The organism is Neisseria sicca VK64, from assembly GCF_000260655.1.
Lineage (GTDB): Bacteria > Pseudomonadota > Gammaproteobacteria > Burkholderiales > Neisseriaceae > Neisseria > Neisseria sicca_B.
The window spans coordinates 1-6,843 of record NZ_AJMT01000165.1 but is presented as its reverse complement, the minus strand read 5'-3'; the positions used below and the strand labels follow the sequence as shown (position 1 = coordinate 6,843).

The following is a 6,843-nucleotide window of genomic DNA, read 5'->3' as shown; positions in this document are numbered from 1 at the left end:
CGTATGGGTGTCTTACGGAAAATGGCGGAAAAATGGGGACATAAGGTATTGCCTCTTGCACCTTATTCACCTGAGCTCAACCCGATTGAGAAGGTGTGGGCGAATATTAAGCGGTATCTGCGAACCGTATTGTCTGATTACGCCCGATTTGACGATGCGCTACTGTCCTATTTTAATTTTAATTGACTATACTAGGCTTGAAATTATCACCAAAAATCATAATCGTAAATCTTAAATACATAAAAATACTCTCTTTATTTCAGAAATTTATCATCTATACGAAACATCTTTCCACTCAAATTTCCCTTGCCATCAATATTTCCACTTTTAGCAAGCGTAGGCTGAGTTAAGCACCAACAAGAACCTTGAACATTCTACAATATCCAATTTTCACCCCAATCTGCTATCAAATCAAAGGTTTCAGACGACCTTTTAGCCTGAATTCAATCAACGTCGCTCCCACCCATCGTAGTGTGGGCTTTGCCCACGAAAAAACTATCACACAACCCATCTTTTAAAAACCCAAATAAAAACGTCGTCTGAAAACCCAAAATCCGGTTTTTCAGACGACCCCTCCCTTCCGAAACCACCTATTTCCTCTTCTTCAATAGCCTCAACGCATTGCCCACGACAAACAGCGAGCTGAGGCTCATGCCTAATGCGGCGATCCAGGGTTTGACGTAGCCCAAGACGGCGAGCGGGACGGCGATGATGTTGTATGCGCTTGCCCAGGCGAGGTTTTGGCGGATGATTTCGCGTGTGCGGCGGGCTTGGGCGATGGTGGCGGGCAGGATGTTCAAATCGTCGTTGAGCAAGACCAGATCGGCGCCGTCGCGTGCGACATCTGCGCCTGCTGCGACGGCGGCGGATACGTCGGCTTGGGCGAGGACGGGGGCGTCGTTGATGCCGTCGCCGACCATCAAGACTTTTCTGCCCTGTTTCTGCAAGTCTTCAACATAGGCGAGTTTGTCTTCGGGCGTGGCTTCGGCGCGGTAGGTGTCTAAACCGAGCGCCTGCGCGACTTGTGCGACGGCATTTGTGCGGTCGCCGCTGAGTAGGTGGGTGCGGATGCCTTGTTGTTTGAGGGTGTCGAGCATGACGGCGGCGCTGTCTTTGATTTGGTCTTCGAGCAGGAAGACGGCTTGGAAGCCGCTTTGGTTGCCGAGGAACACCATGCTGCCTGCGTGTTCGATGTTGGCAGCTTGGTCAGGCAACACGCCGGCTATTCCGGCGACGAAATCGGCGCGTCCCAATGCCCAAACTTGGGTTTCGTCTTTATAAGTCATTTGCGCACTGACGCCTTGTCCGATGCGGTTGACGCGTTGGGAAACTATGTATTCGGGCGCAGGGGCGGGGTCGTCTGAAAGCGTGTGGTTCAAGATGGCGCGGGCAATGGGGTGTTCGGATTGATATTCTAGGGCTTGTGCGGCGGCGAGCGCTTCTGCTGTTTTCAGACGACCTAAGGGGATGATTCGGCTGACGGACAGTTGTCCTTTGGTCAGCGTGCCGGTTTTGTCGAACACGACATCGTCGATTTGGGCGAGCGTTTCAAGGCTTTGTTTGCCGCTGATTAACACGCCGTCGTCGGCAAGCGCGCCTGTGGAGGCGGCAAGCGCGGTCGGCGTGGCAAGTGAAAGTGCGCACGGGCAAGTGATGACCAGCAGCGCGACGGTAATCCACAAGGCGGTTTGTGCGTCGGCATACCACGTCCAGCCGATGAAAACGGGCACGGCAAGCAGCAGCTCGCCAAACACGAAGCTGGAAGCGTATTTCTCGGCAAGCTCAGCGGCGCGCGGTTTTTGGGCGAGCGCGCGATCGAGCAGTTTGACGATGTGCGACAGACGCGTGTTGTTGCCGGTGCGGTCGGTTCGGACAACAAGCGGGCTGCCTGTATTGAGCGTGCCTGCGGTAACGTTTTCAGACGACCTTTTAACCACGGGCAGGCTCTCGCCCGTCAACATGGCTTCGTCCACTTCGCTCTCGCCGGACAACACCGTGCCGTCCACAGGAATGACTTCGCCGGGTTTGACGACGATCACGTCGCCGGCTTGAAGCTGTACAACCGCCGCTTCTTCGATTTCCTCGCTGTCGGGATAAGACGGAAGGCGGTGGCAGAACGCGGGAACAAGTTTCACCAGCCGCTCCGCCGCATCCCCCGCCCTGCGCCTTGCGATTTGTTCCATAAACCGCCCGCCCAGCAGGAAAAACAGCAACATGGCGATGGACTCGAAATACATCCCCTGCCCCGCATTGACGGCAAGGCTGTAAATGCCCGCGACAAAGGTCATCACGACGGCAATCGCAATCGGCGTATCCATGCCGACGCGGCGGTTTTTCCAATCGCGCCACGCGCCGCGGTAAAACGGCAACGCGCTGTAAAACACGACGGGCAGCACCATCAAAAAGCCGCCCCAGTGCAGGATTTCCAAAAACAGCGGCTCGATATCGCCGCCGTAAAGATAGGTCGGCACGGCAAACATCATCGTCTGCATCATGCCCAAACCCGCCACCGCCAGCCTGACGATAAACTGTTTGCGCTCTTTCTGCGCCTGCGCCTCGACTTTTTGCGCATCGTAAGGCGCGGCGGTATAACCCGTTTTGCGGATTTTCAAAAGAATGTCCGACAGCGCGATTTTGCCCTCGTCCCACACCACGCGGCAGCGGTGCGTACTGTAATTCAAATCCACGCGCACCACGCCTGCTGTCCGCAAAAGCTGTTGCTCAATCAGCCATACGCACGCCGCGCAGGTAATGCCGCCCAGCATCAACACCGCCTCGCGTTCATCCCCTTCCCCGACCTCGACAAAATCCGCCTGCACTTCGGGCAAATCGTACAATTTCAGTTGCGACAATACTTCCGGCGGCGGCAATTCGGATTTTTCCGCGTCGGCGGTACGCTGTTTGTAATAATTGCCCAAACCTGCATCAATAATGCTCTGCGCCACCGCCTGACAACCCGCGCAGCAGGTTTCATGGTCTTCATTTTCGTAGCGGACGGTCAAATGGAGGTGTTCGGGGACTTCCAGACCGCAATGGAAACAGGTTCTTTCCGTTTGATTCATAATATGTGCCTAATGGTGTGCCGGCAGATGGTTTGCCGTTTCAAACTTGGATTTAAAATGTTTAGAAATGTAAACTTTATTAAAGTGTCGCTTTTTAGCAGATTTTTAAAAATATTTTACAAAACGTTTATTTTAAAACAATTTGCATATTTTTATTACTTTTATTTATATTTTTCAATAATATAACCGCTCATCAACAGACGAACGGTTACGTTCTGATACCGCATATCGTGCGAATTTACCGATTATTTTAATGTAAAAATGGAACTTTTTTGAAAAAACGTACTACATTTTTGTTGACCGACTCAATTTGAAGCTGCATACTATGCGCATATTCCGTACAAACAGTGCGGTAAAAAATACAAAACATTACGCTTTTACACAAAAATTTCCATTAACTACTTACTCGGGAAAACATCATGATTGACCGCCTGCTACCTATTTTTGCCGTTATCGGCATCCTGTCCAGCGTCGCCTACCTGAGCTTGGCGGCATGGATGATTTACGAAAACGTTATGAAAAAACGCCGCCTCCTTCCTTTCTAAGCGGTAAACCCTTTAAACGGCCGTTTGGAAATAAAGATAAACCCTCCCTGATTTATCTTTGTTTTCCAAACGGCCTTTATTTTTCAGACGACCTTTTGAAACACACGGCGGCAAATACACCGGATTGAAATCGAAATCCGCCCCGCCTCCCTTCCCATTGAGAAACAACGGAAGTCAAAACATCCTGTTTTTATTCGGCTTCGCAGTTTTCAGACGACCCCTTGCCGCCGTTTTCCAACGCCCGTTCAATCATCGCCTCGCGCAAAGCGTCCAAGCCCAGACTTTTCGTCACCGAAATATTCACACCGACGGCGCGTCCCGAATTATCCCGCAACACGCCCGCATCGCGCACGCCTTGCGGCAGCAGGTCGATTTTGTTGTACACGACAAGCTGCGGCACCTCATGCGCGCCGATTTCCTCCAAAACCACATTCACATCATCCATCTGCCGCTCGAAATCGGGATTGGACGCATCGACGACGTGCAGCAGCACATCCGCCAAAGCCGTTTCCTCCAACGTCGCCGAAAACGCTGACACCAGCTTGTGCGGCAAATCGCGGACGAAACCGACCGTATCCGTCAGAATCACGCCCGCCTCGTGTGACAAAAACAAACGCCGCGCCGTCGTATCCAGCGTGGCAAAAAGCTGATCTTTCGCCAACACGTCCGCCTTGGTCAGACGGTTGAACAGGCTGGATTTGCCCGCGTTGGTATAGCCGACGATGGCAAAGGTTTTCAGACGACCTTCCATCCGCGATTTGCGGCGCGTGGCACGTTGTTTTTTCACTTGCGCCAACTGTTTTTTCAATGCCGTGATTTTCTGCCCGATTAAGCGGCGGTCGGTTTCCAACTGCGTCTCGCCCGGCCCTTTCAAGCCGATACCGCCCTTCTGACTCTGCAAATGCCCGTAGCCGCGCACCAACCGCCCGCTCAAATGGTTCAACTGCGCCAGCTCCACCTGCAATTTACCCTCCTGCGATTGGGCGCGTTTGGCAAAAATCGCCAAAATCAGACCCACACGGTCGAGGACGCGGCATTGCAGGATTTTTTCCAAATTGCGCTCCTGCGTCGGCGTCAATTCATGGTTGAACACCGCCAAGCCGATATCGTGCAGCTTCACCGCCGCCGCCAGCTCCTCCGCCTTGCCCGTGCCGACGAAATAAGCCGTATGCGCCTTGTCGCGCTTGGCGGTTTCCCGCAACACCAGCTCGCCGCCCGCCGCCGCGACCAATTCCGCCGCCTCGTCCAAGGTCGTCTGAAAAGTCCGCTCGCGCACTTCGTTCGCGCCCGAATAATCCGCGCTCAACATCACCCCGACCAGCATCACGCGTTCGGGTTGCTCCAAAGATTTGTCGACGGGGAAAATGTTGCGTTTGGACAAGGAAAATCCTTTCTTTTTTTGAAAAAACGGAAAGCGGCATCCATCCGTTTGATGGCTCGACCGCTCTCTGCCCTATCTCTGTTTGGCATGCCGCACGCTCCGTTGGAGGCGTTTGTTGACGCGATTGCGTGCTGCGTCAGCATCTTACACCATCCGACCGTGAAAGCATAATCAAGAAAGGTCGTCTGAAAACCGGATTGGGGTTTTCAGACGACCTTTTGTTTGTTTAAACGGTTTGAACAACGCTTCAGGCGGCTTGTTCGTGCAGCGTGTGGAGGCGGCTTTGCGCGGGGTTTTCTTGAAACCATTTCAATTCGTCACGCAGGGAAACGACTTCGCCGATAACAATCAACGCGGGACGTGGGGCGTTTTCTGCCAGCTCGGACAGGTTTTTCAGACGACCTGTCACGACGCTCTGATGCGGAAGCGTGCCGTTGGAGACGATGGCGACGGGTGTGTCGCCGCTGCGTCCGTGTGCCATCAGTTTTTCGGCGGTTTCGGCGGCTTTGAGCGTGCCCATATAGACGACCAGTGTTTGGTTGCTCAGGGCGAGCGTGCGCCAGTCGGGTTGGTGGCCGTCGTGTTTGCTGTGTCCGGTAACGAAGAGCGCGCTTTGGGCGCAGTCGCGGTGTGTCAGGGGGATGCCTGCGTAGGCGGTCGCGCCCAGGGCGGCGGTGATGCCGGGGATGATGCGGTAGGGGACGTTTGCCTGCCGCAAGACTTGGGCTTCTTCGCCACCGCGCCCGAAAACGAAGGGGTCGCCGCCTTTGAGCCGGACGACGCGCAAACCTTGGCGGGCGTATTCGACCAGGAGGCGGTTGGTTTCTTCTTGTTGGACGTGGTGCGAGCCTGCGCGTTTGCCGACGCTGATTTTGTCCGCGTCTTTGCGCACCATGCTTAAGACGTCGTCTGAAACCAAAGCATCGTGGAACACGACATCCGCCGCCTGTATCGCCTGCAAAGCGTGCAAGGTGAGCAGCCCTGCGTCGCCGGGGCCTGCGCCGACAAGGACGACTTCGCCTTTTGCCGCGCCGAAGCCGTCAAGCTGCGCGGCAAGCTCTGCTTCGGCGGCATCGAGGTTGCCTTGTGCGGCGAGCGCGTTAAAGCGGCTGTCGAACAGGTTTTCCCAAAAACGGCGGCGGTTTGCCGTGCCTTTGATTTTGGCTTTGACCGCGTTGCGCCATTTGCCTGCGAGCGCCGCCATTTGACCGGTGTGCAGCGGGATGAGCGTTTCGATGATCTGCCGCCACTTGCGCGCCAAAACGGGGGCGGTCGCGCCGCTGGAGACAGCGATTTTGAGCGGGCTGCGGTCAATGACGGCGGGGACGGTGAAGGAACACAAATCCGCGGTATCGACAGTGTTGCAGAGTTTCGCCCGCTGCTCCGCCGCTTGGAAAATGCGGCGGTTGAAGGCGTAATCGTCGGTGGCGGCGACGGCGAAAAACACGCCGTCCAAATCGTCCTCGTGAAATTCGCTGCTCAGCCATTCGATTTTGCCTTCGTCCGCCCATTTTTGGAAAACGGGATTGAGTTCGCGGGCGACAACCCTGACCGCAGCCCCTGCCTGCAACAGGCTTTCGGCTTTGCGTTCCGCCACTTTGCCCGCACCCGCCAGCAGGACGGGGCGGCCGTTCAAATCGGCAAACAGGGGATAATGGTTCATGGCGTGTTCTCTTATTAAGCTATCGTGCCGCCCATCTTAAAATCCCGCAGGCTTCGGCGGAAAGAATGGTTTTTGCTTATCTTATCGAATTTGGTTATATGGTGGATTAAATTTAAATCAGGACAAGGCGACGAAGCCGCAGACAGTGCAGATAGTACGGCAAGGCGAGGCAACGCCGTACTGGTTTAAAGT

Annotated in this window: 5 protein-coding genes; 2 read left to right on the top strand and 3 right to left on the bottom strand. The window is 54.6% G+C overall.

Annotation, left to right across the window (positions count from 1 at the left end):
• On the top strand, positions 1 to 186 hold a 186-nt coding region (locus HMPREF1051_RS09360), incomplete at its 5' end, for a transposase (protein WP_196794306.1).
• Positions 187 to 590: 404 nt separating this feature from the next.
• Here HMPREF1051_RS09360 and HMPREF1051_RS09355 read toward each other — a convergent pair.
• Positions 591 to 3,062, bottom strand: coding sequence for a heavy metal translocating P-type ATPase (locus tag HMPREF1051_RS09355; RefSeq protein ID WP_003767717.1), 2,472 nt, complete (start codon positions 3,060 to 3,062; stop codon positions 591 to 593).
• 419 nt (positions 3,063 to 3,481) lie between these two features.
• On the opposite strand from HMPREF1051_RS09355, the gene HMPREF1051_RS15475 reads away from it, so the two are divergent.
• A complete protein-coding gene (locus tag HMPREF1051_RS15475) occupies positions 3,482 to 3,607 on the top strand; it encodes a hypothetical protein (RefSeq protein WP_003742273.1) in 126 nt (41 codons plus the stop codon).
• Between the two features lie 190 nt (positions 3,608 to 3,797).
• Here the strand turns inward: HMPREF1051_RS15475 and hflX are convergent, their stop codons facing one another.
• A complete protein-coding gene (gene hflX / locus HMPREF1051_RS09350) occupies positions 3,798 to 4,988 on the bottom strand; it encodes a GTPase HflX (protein WP_003767725.1) in 1,191 nt (396 codons plus the stop codon).
• 247 nt (positions 4,989 to 5,235) lie between these two features.
• Positions 5,236 to 6,651: a siroheme synthase CysG gene (cysG, locus tag HMPREF1051_RS09345; RefSeq protein ID WP_003767724.1), complete on the bottom strand. Its 1,416-nt coding sequence runs from the start codon at positions 6,649 to 6,651 to the stop codon at positions 5,236 to 5,238.
• Positions 6,652 to 6,843: the final 192 nt, after the last annotated feature.

What these genes read in the sequence shown, in the direction of transcription:
- HMPREF1051_RS09355 (WP_003767717.1), bottom strand. Translation starts at nt 3,062, where the DNA reads ATGAATCAAACGGAAAGAACCTGTTTCCATTGCGGTCTGGAAGTCCCC.
- HMPREF1051_RS15475 (WP_003742273.1), top strand. Translation starts at nt 3,482, where the DNA reads ATGATTGACCGCCTGCTACCTATTTTTGCCGTTATCGGCATCCTGTCC.
- cysG (WP_003767724.1), bottom strand. Translation starts at nt 6,651, where the DNA reads ATGAACCATTATCCCCTGTTTGCCGATTTGAACGGCCGCCCCGTCCTG.